Source organism: Thalassospira sp. GB04J01, assembly GCF_000751115.1.
GTDB classification, from domain to species: domain Bacteria; phylum Pseudomonadota; class Alphaproteobacteria; order Rhodospirillales; family Thalassospiraceae; genus Thalassospira; species Thalassospira lucentensis.
The window spans coordinates 171,994-189,125 of sequence record NZ_CCDX020000010.1 but is presented as its reverse complement, the minus strand read 5'-3'; the positions used below and the strand labels follow the sequence as shown (position 1 = coordinate 189,125).

Sequence of the window (17,132 nt, the reverse complement as noted above, 5' to 3'; positions counted from 1 at the left end):
ATGGCATTGGAGATTTATAATAGTATCAGTGACTTAGTTTCTGTCTGCCTCGGTTTGACCATAATTCGCCCCGAAATGGTCTAATGCGACCTATTTTCCCGCCTTGTTTATCGGCCAAATTCCTAACTGTCAGCCGAGGACGCGGTCAGCAAAATCTGTCCCCCCTCATAATGCTGGATCGCTTATTTTTCAGGCTGTTCCCCCGCCTGAAAATTCCGCGGCTGATCGGTCTCCCCAAGACCATGATGACCCCGAATAAGTTGGGGCGGGTTTATCCCCGCCCCTTTTTTTTGTGTGTTGGTCGCAATTTCGGCATCGGTGGTGCTGTGCCGCAATTTGCCGTAATTCGCCCGGAAATGGTCACGGATGGCCGATTTTTGAGCCGCATTTCGCGGGCATATTCACAATTGTCAGATGCGTAAACATCGATGCGGTGCCCTCCCTCACTAGCATCGGACCCGTAAAAAGCTGTCCCCACAGCGATTGCACCCCACGGGTAAGGCAGCGCATCTGATCGGTCTCCCCAAGACCATCTGTCCCCAAGTCCGGGCGAGCTTAGGCTCCCCGGACTTTTATTTTGTCCGGGTCGTGGCATTGCGGTTGCGGTAATGAGGTCTCAAGGGAGAGCAGGCTTTGGATCTATGACGGGCTGGCGATGCTAAGCACAGGAGTCGGGGCCGCGCGGCCACGCACGATCACGTCGCCACAGGGCGTCCAGTCTGATCCTTCGCACAGATCACCACAGGCACGATGGGTTTCCTTGGTTGCAAGGATGTAGCTGCCATATTGCTTATTGAGCTGTTCAAGGCGGGCGGCAATATTGACGTTGTCGCCATGCACGGTAAATGTCAGGTGGTTTTCGGCACCGATTGCCCCAACGATGATCTCGCCCGTGTTAATCCCGCAACGGGTTTTGATTTTTGCGCCGTGGCAGAAGGTATGTGATTGCGCAATTTCCTGAATGGCCAGAGCGGTGCGGACTGCGTTGGCGGCATGATCGGGATCGGATGTGATCGCATTGAACGTGATCAACATCGCATCGCCTTCAAACTGGGTAATGATCCCGCCGAACCTGTCGATGACCGCACTGGTCTGTGTGAAATACTCATTTAACAGTTTGGCGAGCTCTTTCGGGCTCAGTTTTTCCGATATGGTCGAAAAGCCTTCGATGTCGGTAAACATCACCGTTGCTGTGACAGCATCGCCTTCGCCGGGTTTGATTTGATGTTCCGCACGGGTGATGCGGTCGGCAATTTCAGGTGACACAAACCGTGAAAGATCCTTGGCAGCAATTTCATCGGTAATGGCCCGGATAAAAGACCGTTGGGCGCGCAGTACCGCAATGGCCAGCACCCCCGATACCAGAACAATGGCGATGATTTTGTCGACCTCTGCCCCGATGAGAATCGAGTTTGATGTCAGGTAGGTCACATAATCGCGCGTGATCATGCTTTTTCCACCTTCGCTCCAGATCACATAAAGGGCCAATGTCAGCCAGCCAAAGGCGGCCGCCCCACCAGCAATCAGGATGTAGCGTGGATCAAAACGCAGGCTGCGTAAGGTAATAAAGATGAAGACGTAAATCATTGTCGGCGCTTTGAGGTAAAAGCTTGCTGGCTGCATATACTGGATATGGAAGCTCCAGATCAGGACCATCAAAAGCCCGATGTCGGCAATGACCGATACCGTCAAGAACCAGTGTGGCAATGCGATGCGATATGACAGGATCAGGCGTGCAAAGGTAAACATGAAATACAGTGACAAGGCCCATGGAACGGGATGAAACCCCTTGTTCATGGCGCTGGTCGGGGCAAAGGCATAGAGGATGGCAAATATTGTCACCAACAGAAGCTGCACCCATCCGATCAGCTTTTCGCTGTCACGTTGCTGGTGTTCGATGGCGATCAGGACGCGTTCGGGCAGATGCGCGTTCACCGGTTTGCCAAACAGAAACGCCCAAAGTGTGCTTTTCATAATCAACTGTTTCCTGACACGCAGACGTCACTGTCAAACCGATTGCATATGCACGATAGCTGCCATGGACGGTTCGTTGGGATCATAGTGCGAGGTTGCGATGATTTTGCCAAGTCATCGGGTGATGACATCGGATCACGCTTGCGTGGCAGATGCGAGAGTATTTGGGGAAAAGGCAAAAAAAAGCCGGGCATATTAAATGCCCGGCAAGTTTATCAGGGAGGCTTCACGTCTGGGAGACGTAGGACCCCTCTCGGGGCCCTGGGTATGCCGGGCAGGGCGCCCGGCAAAGACCGAAATTCGGTCAGGGAGAAAACTCTGTACCACGCTGCGGTGTGTACCGCTGTGGTTCGAGGAGCAAGATAGCGTTTTTGACGGGAATGACCACTGACAAATTGCTTTTCCAGCCATGCAAAATCTGCATAAATAGAAAATTGTTCGGTAGGTCATCATAACCTATTGTAAATATTGAAATATTAGGTGGAATTGAACTTCATGGGTTGGTTATCTGCATAAACAGGCGGCAGATTTATTGTGCAGGAGCAAAAAAAAGCCGGTAGCAGGGGGGTGCTACCGGCAAGATCAACAGGGAGGCTTGTGCCTGGGAGACACAAGGAATCTGGGGGAGATTCCTATGCCAGATATCGTTCTGGCAGACGGATCATCAAATGATCAGGATAAGGTCGGAGCAATTTCGCTTTTGCGTATGCTCACAACCTATGATGCAAATATAAGAATGCTTACCTGTGATTTAAAGTCTAATAATGTCAAACCAACCATGCGCCTAGTGCATGGCGAAGAAATGTCAATAATTTGAAGGAATTATGACAAGGTAGAGGCGGTGAAGATTGTTAAAGGTCGCCTTGATTCCGGTTTAAATCTCCGCAATGGATGGATGAAGGGGAATGATATCTATGGTTGGGTGCTGATTGTCGCAGATCAATTGAACTATGCGGAAATGTGTGCTCGTGAACCGGTTTTTTTTGATCGGAAAAATGGATCTATCTGGTGGCGAAAGATCAAGAAAATACGCCATTTCAATTAGATACGCTGGGGATAATCTAGGTTTATCGTACAGATGTGCTTTTAGGTGTGCCATGTTGATAGCGCATGGACAAACGGCCCGGCAAAGGCCGGGCCGTGAAGATTGTACTGCGTTCAGTGAAGCTTACGGCAATATGCGCTAGTCAGAAGATGCCTTGTTGGCAGCTGCCGCAGCAGCTGCCGCGGCCTTGACCTTGCCTTTGTTAATTTCTTCAATCAGGAAGTCACGGAACACTGCGATACGCTTGGAATGACGCAGTTCTTCGGGATAGACGAAGTAGGCGTCAAAACTTGGCCCTTCGAGTTCGGGCAAGATACGCACCAGATTGCTGGTCGCGGGCAGCAGGTAGTCGGGCAGGGCCGAAATGCCAAGGCCAGACTCGGTCGCGCGGAAAATCCCGTAGATGTTGTTCAGCTTGAGTATGGGCCGCATGTCAGGCTTGAACTGTTGGGCGGTTGCCATCATCCAGTTCACATTTGAGACCGGCGGGCGGGCATCCGCACCATAAATGATCAGGCGGTGATCTTTAAGATCTTCAGGCGTTTTGGGGATACCGTATTGTTTGATGTATTCAGGCGATGCAAACACATGGTAGCGCAGCGTCATCAACTGGCGCTGTACAAGGTCGGCTTGCCGGGGCGGCTGCATGCGGATCGCGACGTCTGCTTCGCGCATGGCAAGGTCGAGTTCCTCGTCATTGAGCACAAGCGACAGTTCAATTTCCGGATACCGTTCAAGAAATTCGTTAATGCGCGGTGTCAGCCAGGTTGAGCCAAAGGCAACCGTGGTGGTTACTTTCAGCGGGCCGCTTGGCCGTTCCTTGGATTCGCGGATGCGGGCTTCTGCCATCGAAAGTTTGGCAAACACATCATGTGCCGTGCGATACAGAAGTTCACCCTGTTCCGTCAGGATAAGGCCACGTGCATGGCGATGGAACAATGGAACCTTTACGCTTTCTTCAAGCGCACTGATCTGCCGGCTGACAGCCGATTGGCTCAGATTAAGATTTTCCCCCGCATGGGTGAAGCTTCCAGCTTCCGCAACAGCGTGAAATACACGCAGCTTGTCCCAGTCCATAGACCTGCTCCTAGATGTCACTGCCGCACGGTCGCTGCGCCAGTCCCCTGATAATAGTTCTCTTCTTTTATGGGCAATTTGGTTTCAACACTGTTAAGTGCGTCACACAAACCGCCCAAGCACATGATTATTAATTCAATATGAGGCCTGTGACGTTTTCTGCAAGCAGGCATTTTCCTATACCGCTATTTTCAAACGGCGCGATTCTTGTGAAAAGTCAGGTAATTGGCGGGATCGGACCCAAAACAGGCACATGAAAAAGGGGATGCAAAAATGCATCCCCTTTGGTGTTTTCTGGATCATTTTGTTTATGACGGTGGCACAGGATGCCCATCACGCCAAAGCCGAAAAGATCAGCTTTCTTGTTCAGCAATGAACTTTTCAGCTTCAAGGGCGGCCATGCAGCCCATGCCCGCAGCCGTCACGGCCTGACGGTAAATCTTGTCAGTGACGTCGCCTGCGGCAAAGACACCGGCAATGTTGGTTGCAGTGCTGCCCGGATTGACGAGGATATAGTTTTCGTCATCCATGGTGACCTGCCCCTTAAATACCGCCGTTGCCGGATCGTGACCGATGGCAACAAAGAAACCATCGGCCGGGATGTCCGTGGTTTCATCGGTTTTGATGTTGCGGACACGCACCCCTTCAACACCATCCATCGGGCCATCGCCACCCAGAATGTCATCAACAACACTGTCCCAGACCACATCGATCTTTTCGTGTTTAAGCAAACGGTCCTGCAGCATTTTTTCTGCACGCAGCTCATCACGGCGGTGGATCAGGGTAACCTTCGAGCAGATGCCAGCAAGATACAGGGCTTCTTCGACCGCGGTGTTGCCACCTCCAACAACCGTGACCGGCTTGTTGCGATAGAAGAACCCGTCACAGGTCGCACAGGCAGAAACGCCGCGCCCATTGAATTTTTCTTCGCCCGGCAGGCCCAGCCAGCGGGCCTGAGCCCCGGTTGAGATAATGATGGTTTCGGCAATGTAAACATCGCCAGAATCACCTTTGCAGACGAACGGGCGTTTGGAAAAATCGACTTCGGTGATCAGGTCGTGTGCCATTTTGGTACCGACATGTTCAGCCTGTGCCTTCATCTGATCCATCAGCCACGGACCTTGAATAACATCGGCAAAGCCCGGATAGTTTTCAACGTCGGTGGTGATCGTCAACTGACCACCGGGTTGCAGGCCCATCACCATCATGGGTTCAAGGTTGGCACGTGCCGCATAGATCGCGGCAGTATATCCGGCAGGACCGGAGCCAATGATAAGGACTTTGGTCTGATGTTCTTGGGCCATGTTCTTTGTATTCGTCCGAGCTGAATGAAAACTGGCCTCGAACATATTGACTGACCGCGCAAGACGCAACAGCTTCGCACAAAGTTTACATGCTGCTGGGCAGATTTTCAGGCGTTGAAATTTTACGTTTTTGACGGGGCGTTTGCCAAGCATGGCCAAGACCCTGAGACCATAGGGCAAAAAGACAATAAAAATCGGAATTTACGGCATTTTCAGTTACGGCATCCAAGCACAAGATTGCATTCTTGATCGGAATATATTATTGCCAGCATCGGGCCTCGCTGTAATATTGTTTCGTACGAGGTCAGTTTAGCGCACAGAATCGAGGAATAAATGCAACGGGTCAAACTCGACAAGATCGACCGCAGAATTCTGCGCGATCTACAGGAAGATGGCCGCATGACCAATGTGGAACTTGCACGTCGTGCAGGTATCTCGGCCCCGCCCTGTTTGCGTCGTGTGCGTGCGCTGGAAGAAACCGGTTTCATTCAGGGCTATCACGCCGATGTTGATGCCCAGGCACTTGGCTATAATGTCACGGTGTTTGCGATGGTTGGTTTGGCAAGTCAGGCTGAACACGACTTGCGTGCGTTCGAAGCCCGTGCGGCTGCGTGGCCGGAAGTGCGTGAATGTCACATGGTTGCCGGTGAAATGGATTTCCTTCTTAAGATCGTTTCACACAGCTGGGACGAATATCAGAAATTCCTGACGACGCAGCTGACCGTTGCTGAGAACGTCAATCACGTCAAATCGGCTCTGTCGATTCGGACGGCCAAAAATATGCCCGGCGTGCCAATCGATATCGAAGCTGAAGACTGACACGTCTCTGTGGTGAAACTCGCGTTGAATGAAACCCGATCTGCTTTACGGCAGATTGGGTTTTTTGCATGAAATTTTGCCGCTAATCGGTAAGGCGCATCAGCGCGTCACCATCAATCTCATATTGCAATGCGCCGGAGTTACGTGCGCCGAGCCGTTCATAGAAACGAAGCGCCCCTTCGTTGCGTTGAAGGACAGACCACCACATTGACACATAGCCATGTCTGGTCGCGTGATTGCCCATGGCGGTCATGAGTTTATGCCCGACCTTTTCTGATCGCATGTCAGGCGTGACATAAAGTTCGGTCATCCACAAACCCAGTTTCGAGATATCCGGGTTGTAGAAAGGCTGAAACACCGCCTGTCCGACCGGGGTTTCACCGTGCCATGCGATCAGGCTTTTGATCAGCGCATGTTTACCAAACATCATGTCATGGATGCTGTCCGTGCTATGGGGTGGATTGTCGTAATCCATTTCAACATGCAGGGCATTGGACATGTCTGCGACATGGGCGCAATCATCAGGGATTGCTTGGCGGATGGTGATCTGGGCTGTCATGGCGTTCATCCGGAATTTCTGTGTTTGATGAAATGAAGGCATAAAAAAACGGCCCGTTTTGATGACGGGCCGTTTTCGTATTGAAAGTTTTTTTCAATCAGGCGAAGTCGACCTTCAAAATTTCATAGCTCTTGGTGCCGCCGGGAACGATCACCTCGACAGAATCACCAACCGACTTGCCAATCAGCGAACGCCCAATCGGGGACGTTGTCGAAATACGACCGGCATTGATGTCAGCCTCGATCGGGCCAACAATCTGATAGGTGGTTTCTTCGTCGGTGTTCTCGTCGACAAGTTCAACCGTTGCCCCGAATTTAACGACGGAACCGGCAAGTGACGGTACATCGATAACTTCGGACCGGCTCAGGACATCTTCCAGCTCGGCAATACGACCTTCGCAGAAACTTTGGCGTTCGCGGGCAGCGTGATATTCGGCATTTTCCGAAAGATCACCATGCTCACGCGCTTCCGCGATTGCCTTGATGATTTCAAGACGTTCAACGGATTTGCGGTGCTTCAGTTCTTCTTCGAGGCGCTGATGCCCTTGCGGGGTCATTGGTACTTTTTCCATCGCGCTCACAGCCTATTCTTAATTGCGGTCGATACTACAAAATCAACCGCCCGGCATTTACCGCCGGGCGGTCTAAACTCTTTGGTCGGATTCGGTTAAGAACCTCAGTACTTGTCCCCAAGATATTCCTGAAGCGCGCGAACATCAAGTGCTCCGCGTTTCAGGTTGTCGATGGCACGCAAAGTGGCACGTGCACCGGCGACTGTGGTGTAGTACGGAATATCGTCAGTAAGAGCTGTGCGGCGGATCGAGAAACTGTCGACCACGGCCTGTTTGCTCTCTGTGGTGTTGAATACCAAGTTGATATCACCGTTCTTCATCATGTCGACAACATGAGGACGTCCTTCCTGTACCTTATTGACCGGGGTGACGTCCAGCCCTTCTTTTTCAAGAGCTTCTGCTGTGCCATGGGTCGCGACCACACCAAAGCCAAGTGCAATCGCATCGCGTGCGAGTTGAACTGCAGCCGGTTTGTCATGGTTTTTGACTGAGATGAAAACGTTGCCTTTAAGCGGTAGGGTATGGCCCGCCGCCATTTGTGCCTTGGCAAAGGCACGGCCAAAATCAGTATCAAGGCCCATGACCTCGCCGGTCGAACGCATTTCCGGGCCAAGCAAGGTGTCAACGCCGGGGAAGCGGTTGAACGGAAGGACGGCTTCCTTGACCGCGATGTGTTTGAACGGACCCGGATCAATGTCAAAGTCGCCGAGTTTTTCACCGGCCATGATCCGTGCGCCGATTTTGGCAATCGGGTTGCCGGTAGCCTTGGCAACGAACGGAACCGTACGTGATGCACGCGGATTGACTTCGATCAGATAAATCTCGTCATCCTTGATCGCGAACTGAACATTCATCAGACCGACAACATCAAGCGCCTTGGCCAGCTGAACGGTCTGTGCTTTCAGGCGATCAATCATGTCCTGATCAAGTGAATAGGGTGGCAAGGAGCAGGCCGAGTCACCCGAATGGATACCAGCTTCTTCAATGTGCTGCATGATGCCAGCAACAAATACGTTTTCGCCGTCCGATACCGCATCGGCATCAATTTCAATCGCATCCTGCAAGAAGCTGTCGATCAGAACCGGGCTTTTGCCAGATACCTGAACGGCTTCGTGCATATAGCGCAGAAGGTCTTCGGTGGTGTGAACGATTTCCATCGCACGACCGCCCAGAACATAAGACGGGCGGATCACAATCGGATAGCCGATGCTTTCGGCAATCTTGACGGCTTCGTCAACCGAACGGGCAATGCCATTGGCCGGTTGTTTCAGGTCAAGTTTATGGATCAGTTCCTGGAACCGGTCGCGGTCTTCTGCAAGGTCAATGCTGTCTGGGCTGGTGCCAAGGATCGGAATGCCAGCCTTTTCAAGGGCCGCGGACAGTTTAAGCGGGGTCTGTCCGCCATACTGAACAATCACGCCAAGCAGTTCGCCGTTGGTCTGTTCAAGCTGGCACAGCTCAATCACGTCTTCGGCGGTCAGCGGTTCGAAATACAGACGATCTGATGTGTCATAGTCGGTTGAAACCGTTTCCGGATTACAGTTGACCATGATCGCTTCGATCCCGGTTTCGCGCAGCGCATAGGCCGCGTGAACACAGCAGTAATCAAATTCGATGCCCTGACCGATCCGGTTCGGACCACCCCCAAGAATGATGACTTTCTTGCGATCCGTGACTTCGGCTTCGTTTTCGGGTTCAAAGAAACCGTCGCCTTCGTACATTGAGTACATGTAGGACGTACGCGACGGGAATTCTGCCGCGCAGGTATCAATGCGCTTGTAAACCGGGCGCAGGCCAAGGGCCTGACGATCCGCACGGACATCGTCTTCTTCGCGACCGACCAATTCCGCCAGACGCGCATCCGAGAAACCAAGCTTTTTAAGGCGCAGCAGTCCCTGTTTGTCTTTTGGAATGCCACCCGTGCGAACTTTTTCTTCTTCTGCAACCAGCATTTCGATCTGTTTGAGATACCAAGGATCGAATTTGGTGGCCGACTGAATTTCGGCCAAGGTCATGCCATGGCGGAACGCCTGTGCGGCATAAAGAATACGGAACGGGATCGGCTGGGTCAGTTTGGCGCGGATCGCGGCTTTGTCCGGGGCACCTTCGATTTTGACTTCGTTAAGACCGGTCAACCCGGTTTCCATCGAACGAAGACCTTTCTGAAGGCTTTCGGCAAAGCTGCCGCCGATTGACATGGCTTCGCCAACCGACTTCATCGCGGTGCCCAAAAGCGCCTGTGCACCGGGGAATTTTTCAAACGTGAAGCGCGGGATTTTGGTGACGACATAATCGATGGTCGGCTCGAACGAGGCCGGAGTCACACCGGTAATGTCGTTGTCGAGTTCATCAAGCGTATAACCAACCGCAAGCTTGGCCGCGATTTTGGCAATCGGGAAGCCGGTTGCCTTGGATGCCAGTGCTGATGAACGCGACACACGCGGGTTCATTTCAATGACGATCAGACGGCCATCATCAGGATTTACCGCGAACTGAACGTTCGAGCCGCCGGTATCAACACCGATTTCACGCAGCACCGCCAAGGAGGCATCGCGCATGATCTGGTATTCTTTGTCGGTCAGGGTCAATGCCGGGGCGACGGTGATCGAGTCCCCGGTGTGAATGCCCATCGGATCGACGTTTTCAATCGAACAGATGATGATGCAGTTATCCGCGTGATCGCGCACAACTTCCATCTCATATTCTTTCCAGCCCAGAATGGACTCTTCGATCAGGACCGTATGGGTCGGCGAAATCGCCAATCCGTTGCGCACGATCTGTTCGAACTCTTCGCGGTTATAGGCAATGCCGCCCCCTTCACCGCCAAGGGTAAAGCTTGGGCGAATGATCGCCGGAAGGCCTGTGGTTTCAAGAGCTAAAACTGCTTCTTCGAAGGTCCGAACCATGGCCGAACGCGCACTTTCAAGGCCGATCTTGTCCATGGCTTCGCGGAACAGCTGACGGTCTTCGGCCTTTTCAATGACGTGCTTTTTTGCACCGATCATTTCAACGCCGTATTTTTCAAGCGTGCCATCATCATGCAGGGCAAGTGCGGTATTCAGGGCCGTCTGGCCACCCATGGTCGGCAAAAGAACGTCAGGGCGTTCTTTTGCAATGATCTTGGCGACCATGGCTGGGGTGATTGGCTCGATATATGTCGCATCGGCAAGGTTCGGGTCGGTCATGATGGTCGCAGGATTGGAGTTGACCAGAATGACGCGATACCCTTCTTCCTTCAGCGCCTTACAGGCCTGAGCACCGGAATAGTCGAACTCGCAAGCCTGACCGATAACAATCGGGCCGGCACCGATGATGAGAATGGATTTAATGTCTGTACGTTTCGGCATGTCTTTTTCCGCTTTTCGCAGGGCGGGCGCGTCTGCTGCACCGCCTCGTTTAAGTCCGTTAATCGGTTATCTTGGGGCGTATCCCGTCATCGGGATTTCGCGTCCTGGATTAGACCAACGAAACGTTTGAACAGGTAGTGGCTGTCATGCGGTCCCGGGGATGCTTCGGGGTGGTACTGAACCGCAAAGATCGGTTTGTCTTTAACGCGCAAGCCCGCAAGCGATCCGTCAAACAGCGAGAAGTGCGTCGCTTCGACGTGGTCAGGCAGGCTGTCTTTATCAACAACAAAGCCGTGGTTCTGGGATGTGATTTCGACAACACCGGTGGTGGTGTCCTTGACCGGGTGGTTCGCACCACGATGGCCAACATCCATTTTTTGCGTCTTGGCGCCAAGGGCCAGCGCCATCATCTGATGACCAAGGCAGATGCCAAAGACCGGCTTGCCGCTGTCCATCAGTTTTTGAATGGTCGGAACGGCATATGTACCGGTTGCCGCCGGGTCACCGGGGCCGTTTGACAGGAACACCCCATCTGGGTTCATCGCCAGAATGTCCTCGGCCGAGGTGTCTGCCGGAACGACCGATACCTTGCAGCCAAGGGCGGCGAGATTGCGCAGAATGTTACGCTTTACACCGTAATCGATGGCAACCACATGGTGCTTGGCATTGCCAAGTGCGCCGTAGCCACCTTCGCGGGTCCAAAGGGTTTCATCCCATTCGTACCCGGCCTCACAGCTGTTGTCCTTGGCAAGGTCCATGCCCTCAAGTCCCGGCCAGTCGTTGGCCATGGCGATCAGAGCGGGGATATCAAACGTGCCATCGGGGTTGTGGCAAATCACCCCGTTGGGGGCACCTTCATTTCGGATGCGCTTGGTCAGGCGGCGGGTATCAACGCCGGCAATCCCGATCCGGCCATGTTCGGTCAGCCAGTCGTTGAAATGTTTCTGTGCGCGGTAGTTTGACGGTTCGGTGATGTCCTGGCGCAGGATGCAGCCAAGGGCAACCGGTGTGGCCTTTTCGATGTCTTCATCGTTGGTGCCGACATTACCGATGTGGGGGAAAGTAAAGGTGATCATCTGACCGGCATAGGACGGGTCGGTCATGATTTCCTGATAGCCCGTGATCGAGGTGTTGAAGCAGACTTCACCGACGACCTCTCCTCGGGCACCGACGCCGCGTCCCCAAAATACTGAACCATCTGCAAGAACCAGAACGGCGGAAGCACCAGGAGGCGGGGTGTGCGTGGGGGATGACATTGGCAAATGTCCTTTCGATCTTTCCACGGTGAGACACGGAGTCTTTATATATATAATAATTTCACGCAAGCCGACTCAAACGGCTGCTTTTAACCCGCATACCGGACATGCAGACGTGCCAAGGGTTTTCCAGCATGGATGACTACGCGTTTTGGTTGCGCCAGTCGGGTGTGCTGAAAGCGGGGCGAAGCTTAATCCCGGTAGGCAAATTGGCGGATGTCTACGGGAACGAGGCGGGCCTGTCAAGGACGCATCTAAACTTTTATTTCTCTAGGAAAATCAACGGTTTGAGGCGCGCGGTTTTCTTTGCCTCGGATGGCGTTTTACGCTATGTTCGCTCCTTTGTTCCACAGAATCAGAGATGAGCCATGCTGCGATCGCAGCTTACTGACGCTTTGAAAAAGGCCGTCCTTGCGAAGGATGCCTGCTCCGTAACCACCGTGCGCCTTATTCTGGCAGCACTTAAGGAACGCGATATCGCAGCACGGGGCGAGGGGAATACCGATGGTATTTCCGACGATGATATCGTCATTCTGCTTCAGGCGATGGTAAAACAGCGCCGCGAAAGCATCGAAATGTACACCAAGGGCAATCGCCCGGAATTGGCAGAACAGGAAGCGGCCGAAATCGCCGTGATCGAAACTTTCCTGCCCAAGCAGCTTTCCGATGAAGAAATCGAAGATGCTGTGCGCTGTGCCGTTTCCGATCTTGGCGCGACCTGTCTTAAGGACATGGGTCGAACCATGGCTGTTCTGCGTGAACAGTACAGCGGGACTATGGATTTCGGCAAAGCTGGTGGCGTTGCTAAAAAACTTCTGGGTTAACGCCAAGAAGCCTATTTAAATGGAAGCCGGGCGTGTAAAATCGTCCGGCTTTCGTCGTCTCAGGCCTGTCATTGATACAACAATAAAAAACAGTCCGGGGCAGGGTAATTACCATTTGTGCGGATGATCGCACCAAAATCACGGGATCGGGACAATCATGAGCTTTCCCCAGTCGTTTCTAGACGACCTGCGGGCACGGGTCGATTTGGCGGATGTCGTCGGATCGTCTGTGAAGCTGATCAAGCGTGGCCGGGAATATTCCGGGCTATGTCCGTTCCATTCTGAAAAATCTCCCTCCTTTACGGTCAACGACCAAAAAGGTTTCTATCACTGCTTTGGCTGTGGTGCGCATGGCGACGTCATCAGCTTTGTGATGAATACCCGTGGTTTGACCTTTGTCGAGGCGGTTGAGGTGCTGGCCAATCAGGTCGGCATGGATGTGCCAAAACCATCCCGCGAAGCCCAGGAACGCGAACAAAAAGCCAAAACCCTCTATGAGGTGATGGAAGTCGCCTGTGTGTTCTTTGAACGCATGCTGCGCATGCCCGAGGGCAAGGAAGGTTTGGAGTATTTCCGCCGACGCGGTCTGGATGACAAAACCATTGCCGATTTCCGTCTGGGGTTTGCGCCCGATAATCGTGGTGCACTGAAGGCCGCACTCAAGCGCGAAGAAATCGACGAAAAGCTGATGATCGAAGCCGGACTTTTGATCGAGCCCGAAGATAGCGGGCGACAAAGCTATGACCGGTTCCGTGGCCGGGTGATGTTTCCGATACTTGATCGTCGGGGTCGGGTGGTGGCGTTTGGCGGCCGCGTCATGGGCGATGGCAAGCCAAAATACCTCAACAGTCCGGATACGCCGCTGTTTCATAAGGGGCGGTTGTTGTATGGTCTGCCGCAGGCGCGCGAAGCATCGCAGAATGATGCACCGATTATCGTGACCGAAGGTTACATGGATGTCATTGCCCTGCATCGGGCGGGATATCGTGGGGCTGTCGCACCGCTTGGCACAGCCGTGACCGAAGAACAAATCGGCGAACTTTGGAAAATGACCAACGAGCCGGTGATGTGTCTTGACGGTGATGCGGCGGGCAAACGGGCGGCTGTGCGTGCCGCAGAACGCGCACTGCCGATCCTGCGTCCCGGTAAGTCACTGGTGTTTTCCATCCTGCCCGAAGGCGAAGATCCCGATACCATGATGGCCGCCCCCGACGGGTTTGCGACGTTCCAGAAAATTATTGATACGGCAGTTCCGTTGGCCGAGTTGATCTGGCGCATGGAATTGTCGGGGCGCAAGATTGATACCCCCGAACGGCGTGCCGCCCTTGAGGCCGACCTTCATCAGCGGATTTCCGTGATTGCCGATGACGCGGTTAAATCGCAGTACCGATCCATGTTTAATGATCGCACGTGGAAATTGTTTAAGGGCGAAAAAACCGGAAAACCGGCCGGTCGTGGTAGTTATGGCGGTGGATATTCGGGGGGATCGGCAGGCGGTTATCAAAATAAAAAACCGGGCCGGGCTGGCAAACGCGGGAAAAATGACCATTTCTGGGGTCCGGCCGGTAAAGCGGTGCCGGGGATGTCGCGTCCACCCATGCAAAAGAAGCGTGACCTGCAAGACTCGATCCTGCTGGTGACGCTGATCAACCATCCTCATCTGCATGATGAGGTCGGTGAACAGCTCGGAATCTATAGTTGTGCAGACTCCGAGCTTGACAATCTTCGTCGGGCCGTCTTAAAGCTGCTTGATGATGATCCTGGACTTGATTCTGATACGATCAAGGCCCAATTGAAGCGCGACGGGCTGTCAGAGACAGTTTTGCGGGTGGTTAGTGCCGATATTATAGCGCACGCTGCTTTCGCCAAGTCCGAAACGCCGCTTGAACGGGCCCGAACGGGTTGGAAACAGGTTTTTTCCATGGCTGTAAGCTCCCTGGAGGACGAAGAGGCAAAATACGCCGTCCGACAGTTGGCAGCAGATACCAGCGAGGAAGAATGGGAGAGATTTTCTCACAGACGTGAGGATCTCGCTCGTCGCCGGGAGAAAGTGTTTAAGCTCGACGACTGATCTTTGGGTGCGGTGCACGCCGGATCAGCGCTCGGGCTATTTGTGATTTGCGCTGAGAATACAGTGCTTGGGACAACAACGGTACAGAACATGTACCCAGCGGGAAACGGGGAATAGATGTCGTCTAAGACTTCGAACGCTGAAGAGAAAAAGAACTCTTCTGAAAACGCAGACGGACCTCTTCTCGATACATATAAGTCGGCCATCAAAAAGCTCATTGCCAAGGGCAAAGAGAAAGGCCACATCTCGGTCGATGAACTGAATGCGGCTTTGCCGTCAGAGCATTTCTCGTCGGAACAGATCGAAGACGTGATGAGCAATCTCAATGAGATGGGCATCAATGTCATCGATGGCGACGATTCAGATGATAACGACAGCGAGGAAGCAGAAGCTGATCCGCGTGGTAATATCTCTGAAGACGATGTGGGCCGTACTGATGATCCGGTGCGTATGTATCTGCGCGAAATGGGCAGTGTCGAATTGCTCTCGCGCGAAGGCGAAATTGCCATTGCCAAACGTATCGAGGCCGGTCGTGACATGATGATTGGCGGGATTTGCGAATCCCCGCTGACCATTCGTGCGATTGTCAATTGGCATGACCAGCTTCAGGCTGGTGAACTTTTGCTGCGTGACGTCATTGACCTTGAGACCACCTATGGCGGTGGCCCGGATGCGGAAATTGCCGCACAGGAAAGTGACGGCGAAGAAGCCGATGCCGAGGAAGTCGATCCGGAAGCAGATGTCGAAAGTTTCGACAGTGCCAATGACGACGACGATGATGAGGCCGAAACCGAAACCCCGCACACAATCGGTGAAGAGGAAGAGGAGGACGACGAAGACGAGTCCGAAACTTCTGAAAAATCCGATGATGATGACGAGGAAGAAGAACAGGCTCAGGGCCCGCGCGACAGCGATGAAGACGATGACGAGAACGAGCAGGTCAATGTCTCTCTGTCCAAAATGGAAGAAGAGCTGACCGAGCAGGTTCTTGAGAAGTTTGAGCTGATTGCGAAGACCTACGAGAAACTCCATAAAGCCCAGGAACAGCGTCTTGTCGCGCACAATAAGGGCGAGGCCGTGCCGGCCGCGACCGAAAAGCGTTACAACAAGCTTAAAAACGAGATGGTCGACCTGATGGAAGATGTTCATCTGAACAACTTCCGGATTGAAGAGCTTCTCGATCACCTGACCGGCTTGAACAACCGTTTGCTTGGCCTTGAAGGTAAGCTTCTGCGCTTTGCCGATCGCTGCAAAATCAAGCGTCCTGATTTTGTGAAACAGTATCAGGGCAACGAGCTTGATCCGAACTGGATGGAACGTGTTTCGGGTCTGCCGGGCAAGGGCTGGAAAGCCTTTATCGAACGCTATCCTGATGAAATTGCCAACCTGCGCGAAGGCATCGGTGGTGTTTCCGCCGAAGTTGGTTTGCCGATTGGTGAATTCCGCCGCGTTTATGGCGTGGTCAACAAGGGTGAACGCGAAGCAGGCCGTGCAAAAAAAGAGATGATCGAGGCCAACCTGCGTCTTGTGATCTCGATTGCCAAAAAATACACCAACCGTGGTCTTCAGTTCCTCGACCTTATTCAGGAAGGCAATATCGGCCTGATGAAGGCGGTAGATAAGTTTGAATATCGCCGTGGGTATAAATTCTCGACCTATGCGACCTGGTGGATCCGTCAGGCGATCACGCGCTCTATTGCTGATCAGGCCCGGACCATCCGTATTCCGGTCCACATGATAGAGACCATCAACAAACTGGTTCGGACCTCGCGCCAGATGTTGCATGAAATCGGTCGTGAACCGACCCCCGAAGAGCTGGCTGAAAAACTTCAGATGCCGCTTGAAAAGGTTCGTAAGGTTCTGAAAATTGCCAAAGAGCCTATCTCTCTCGAAACCCCGATCGGGGACGAGGAAGACAGTCATCTGGGCGATTTCATCGAGGATAAAAACGCTGTTCAACCGCTTGATGCGGCGATCCAGGCAAACCTGCGTGAAACTACCACGCGGGTTCTGGCGTCCCTCACCCCGCGTGAAGAACGTGTTTTGCGGATGCGTTTCGGGATTGGTATGAACACCGACCATACGCTTGAAGAGGTTGGTCAGCAGTTCTCTGTGACCCGCGAACGTATTCGTCAGATCGAAGCAAAAGCGCTGCGGAAGCTCAAACATCCGTCACGCTCACGCAAATTGCGTTCGTTCCTCGATTATTAAGAAATAACACGACGTTCGGGCTTGACCTTGGCCCGAAAATCGCTAGTTTTCGGGACCGCACCAGTGATCTGGTG

12 protein-coding genes are annotated in these 17,132 nt (G+C 53.1%); 5 read left to right on the top strand and 7 right to left on the bottom strand.

What is annotated here, in order from left to right; all coding sequences use genetic code 11:
• Nucleotides 1–639: 639 nt before the first annotated feature.
• The gene (locus AMM48_RS10295) at nucleotides 640–1,974 is read right to left on the bottom strand and encodes an adenylate/guanylate cyclase domain-containing protein (protein WP_102783940.1); all 1,335 of its coding nucleotides are present in this window, start codon (nucleotides 1,972–1,974) and stop codon (nucleotides 640–642) included.
• A 634-nt stretch (nucleotides 1,975–2,608) separates the two neighbouring features.
• Between AMM48_RS10295 and AMM48_RS10290 the strand changes: the two genes are divergently transcribed.
• The gene (locus AMM48_RS10290; protein ID WP_102783939.1) at nucleotides 2,609–2,791 is read left to right on the top strand and encodes a hypothetical protein; all 183 of its coding nucleotides are present in this window, start codon (nucleotides 2,609–2,611) and stop codon (nucleotides 2,789–2,791) included.
• 366 nt (nucleotides 2,792–3,157) lie between these two features.
• On the opposite strand, the gene AMM48_RS10280 is transcribed toward AMM48_RS10290, so the two are convergent.
• A complete protein-coding gene (locus AMM48_RS10280) occupies nucleotides 3,158–4,096 on the bottom strand; it encodes a LysR family transcriptional regulator (protein WP_022731293.1) in 939 nt (312 codons plus the stop codon).
• 353 nt (nucleotides 4,097–4,449) lie between these two features.
• Entirely contained in the window at nucleotides 4,450–5,400 is a 951-nt protein-coding gene (gene trxB, locus AMM48_RS10275; protein ID WP_102784037.1) for a thioredoxin-disulfide reductase, read from the bottom strand.
• A 333-nt stretch (nucleotides 5,401–5,733) separates the two neighbouring features.
• Here trxB and AMM48_RS10270 point away from each other — a divergent pair, with 333 nt between their 5' ends.
• Nucleotides 5,734–6,219 carry an Lrp/AsnC family transcriptional regulator gene (locus AMM48_RS10270; protein WP_022731296.1) on the top strand — a complete coding sequence of 162 codons (486 nt, stop codon included), beginning with the start codon at nucleotides 5,734–5,736 and terminating at the stop codon, nucleotides 6,217–6,219.
• A gap of 82 nt (nucleotides 6,220–6,301) precedes the next feature.
• On the opposite strand, the gene AMM48_RS10265 is transcribed toward AMM48_RS10270, so the two are convergent.
• The 4 genes from AMM48_RS10265 to carA all read right to left on the bottom strand — a co-directional run bounded on the left by AMM48_RS10265 (nucleotide 6,302) and on the right by carA (nucleotide 11,952).
• Complete coding sequence (locus AMM48_RS10265) at nucleotides 6,302–6,778, bottom strand: GNAT family N-acetyltransferase (RefSeq protein WP_158246454.1); 477 nt, start codon at nucleotides 6,776–6,778, stop codon at nucleotides 6,302–6,304.
• 97 nt (nucleotides 6,779–6,875) lie between these two features.
• Nucleotides 6,876–7,349: a transcription elongation factor GreA gene (greA, locus tag AMM48_RS10260; RefSeq protein ID WP_022731298.1), complete on the bottom strand. Its 474-nt coding sequence runs from the start codon at nucleotides 7,347–7,349 to the stop codon at nucleotides 6,876–6,878.
• A gap of 104 nt (nucleotides 7,350–7,453) precedes the next feature.
• A complete protein-coding gene (gene carB, locus AMM48_RS10255) occupies nucleotides 7,454–10,696 on the bottom strand; it encodes a carbamoyl-phosphate synthase large subunit (protein ID WP_102783936.1) in 3,243 nt (1,080 codons plus the stop codon).
• Between the two features lie 86 nt (nucleotides 10,697–10,782).
• Nucleotides 10,783–11,952 (bottom strand): glutamine-hydrolyzing carbamoyl-phosphate synthase small subunit, encoded by a 1,170-nt coding sequence (gene carA / locus AMM48_RS10250; protein WP_102783935.1) that lies wholly within the window; start codon nucleotides 11,950–11,952, stop codon nucleotides 10,783–10,785.
• 368 nt (nucleotides 11,953–12,320) lie between these two features.
• Here carA and AMM48_RS10240 point away from each other — a divergent pair, with 368 nt between their 5' ends.
• From AMM48_RS10240 to rpoD, 3 genes are all read left to right on the top strand, one after another.
• Nucleotides 12,321–12,776: a GatB/YqeY domain-containing protein gene (locus AMM48_RS10240; protein WP_102783933.1), complete on the top strand. Its 456-nt coding sequence runs from the start codon at nucleotides 12,321–12,323 to the stop codon at nucleotides 12,774–12,776.
• Between the two features lie 157 nt (nucleotides 12,777–12,933).
• Nucleotides 12,934–14,847, top strand: coding sequence for a DNA primase (dnaG, locus tag AMM48_RS10235; RefSeq protein WP_102783932.1), 1,914 nt, complete (start codon nucleotides 12,934–12,936; stop codon nucleotides 14,845–14,847).
• Between the two features lie 117 nt (nucleotides 14,848–14,964).
• Nucleotides 14,965–17,058 (top strand): RNA polymerase sigma factor RpoD, encoded by a 2,094-nt coding sequence (rpoD, locus tag AMM48_RS10230; RefSeq protein ID WP_022731304.1) that lies wholly within the window; start codon nucleotides 14,965–14,967, stop codon nucleotides 17,056–17,058.
• Nucleotides 17,059–17,132: the final 74 nt, after the last annotated feature.

Coding starts and splice junctions, on each gene's coding strand:
- carA (WP_102783935.1), bottom strand. CDS start 11,952: ATGTCATCCCCCACGCACACCCCGCCTCCTGGTGCTTCCGCCGTTCTG.
- AMM48_RS10265 (WP_158246454.1), bottom strand. CDS start 6,778: ATGACAGCCCAGATCACCATCCGCCAAGCAATCCCTGATGATTGCGCC.
- greA (WP_022731298.1), bottom strand. CDS start 7,349: ATGGAAAAAGTACCAATGACCCCGCAAGGGCATCAGCGCCTCGAAGAA.
- AMM48_RS10280 (WP_022731293.1), bottom strand. CDS start 4,096: ATGGACTGGGACAAGCTGCGTGTATTTCACGCTGTTGCGGAAGCTGGA.
- AMM48_RS10290 (WP_102783939.1), top strand. CDS start 2,609: ATGCCAGATATCGTTCTGGCAGACGGATCATCAAATGATCAGGATAAG.
- rpoD (WP_022731304.1), top strand. CDS start 14,965: ATGTCGTCTAAGACTTCGAACGCTGAAGAGAAAAAGAACTCTTCTGAA.
- AMM48_RS10270 (WP_022731296.1), top strand. CDS start 5,734: ATGCAACGGGTCAAACTCGACAAGATCGACCGCAGAATTCTGCGCGAT.
- dnaG (WP_102783932.1), top strand. CDS start 12,934: ATGAGCTTTCCCCAGTCGTTTCTAGACGACCTGCGGGCACGGGTCGAT.
- carB (WP_102783936.1), bottom strand. CDS start 10,696: ATGCCGAAACGTACAGACATTAAATCCATTCTCATCATCGGTGCCGGC.
- AMM48_RS10240 (WP_102783933.1), top strand. CDS start 12,321: ATGCTGCGATCGCAGCTTACTGACGCTTTGAAAAAGGCCGTCCTTGCG.
- AMM48_RS10295 (WP_102783940.1), bottom strand. CDS start 1,974: ATGAAAAGCACACTTTGGGCGTTTCTGTTTGGCAAACCGGTGAACGCG.
- trxB (WP_102784037.1), bottom strand. CDS start 5,400: ATGGCCCAAGAACATCAGACCAAAGTCCTTATCATTGGCTCCGGTCCT.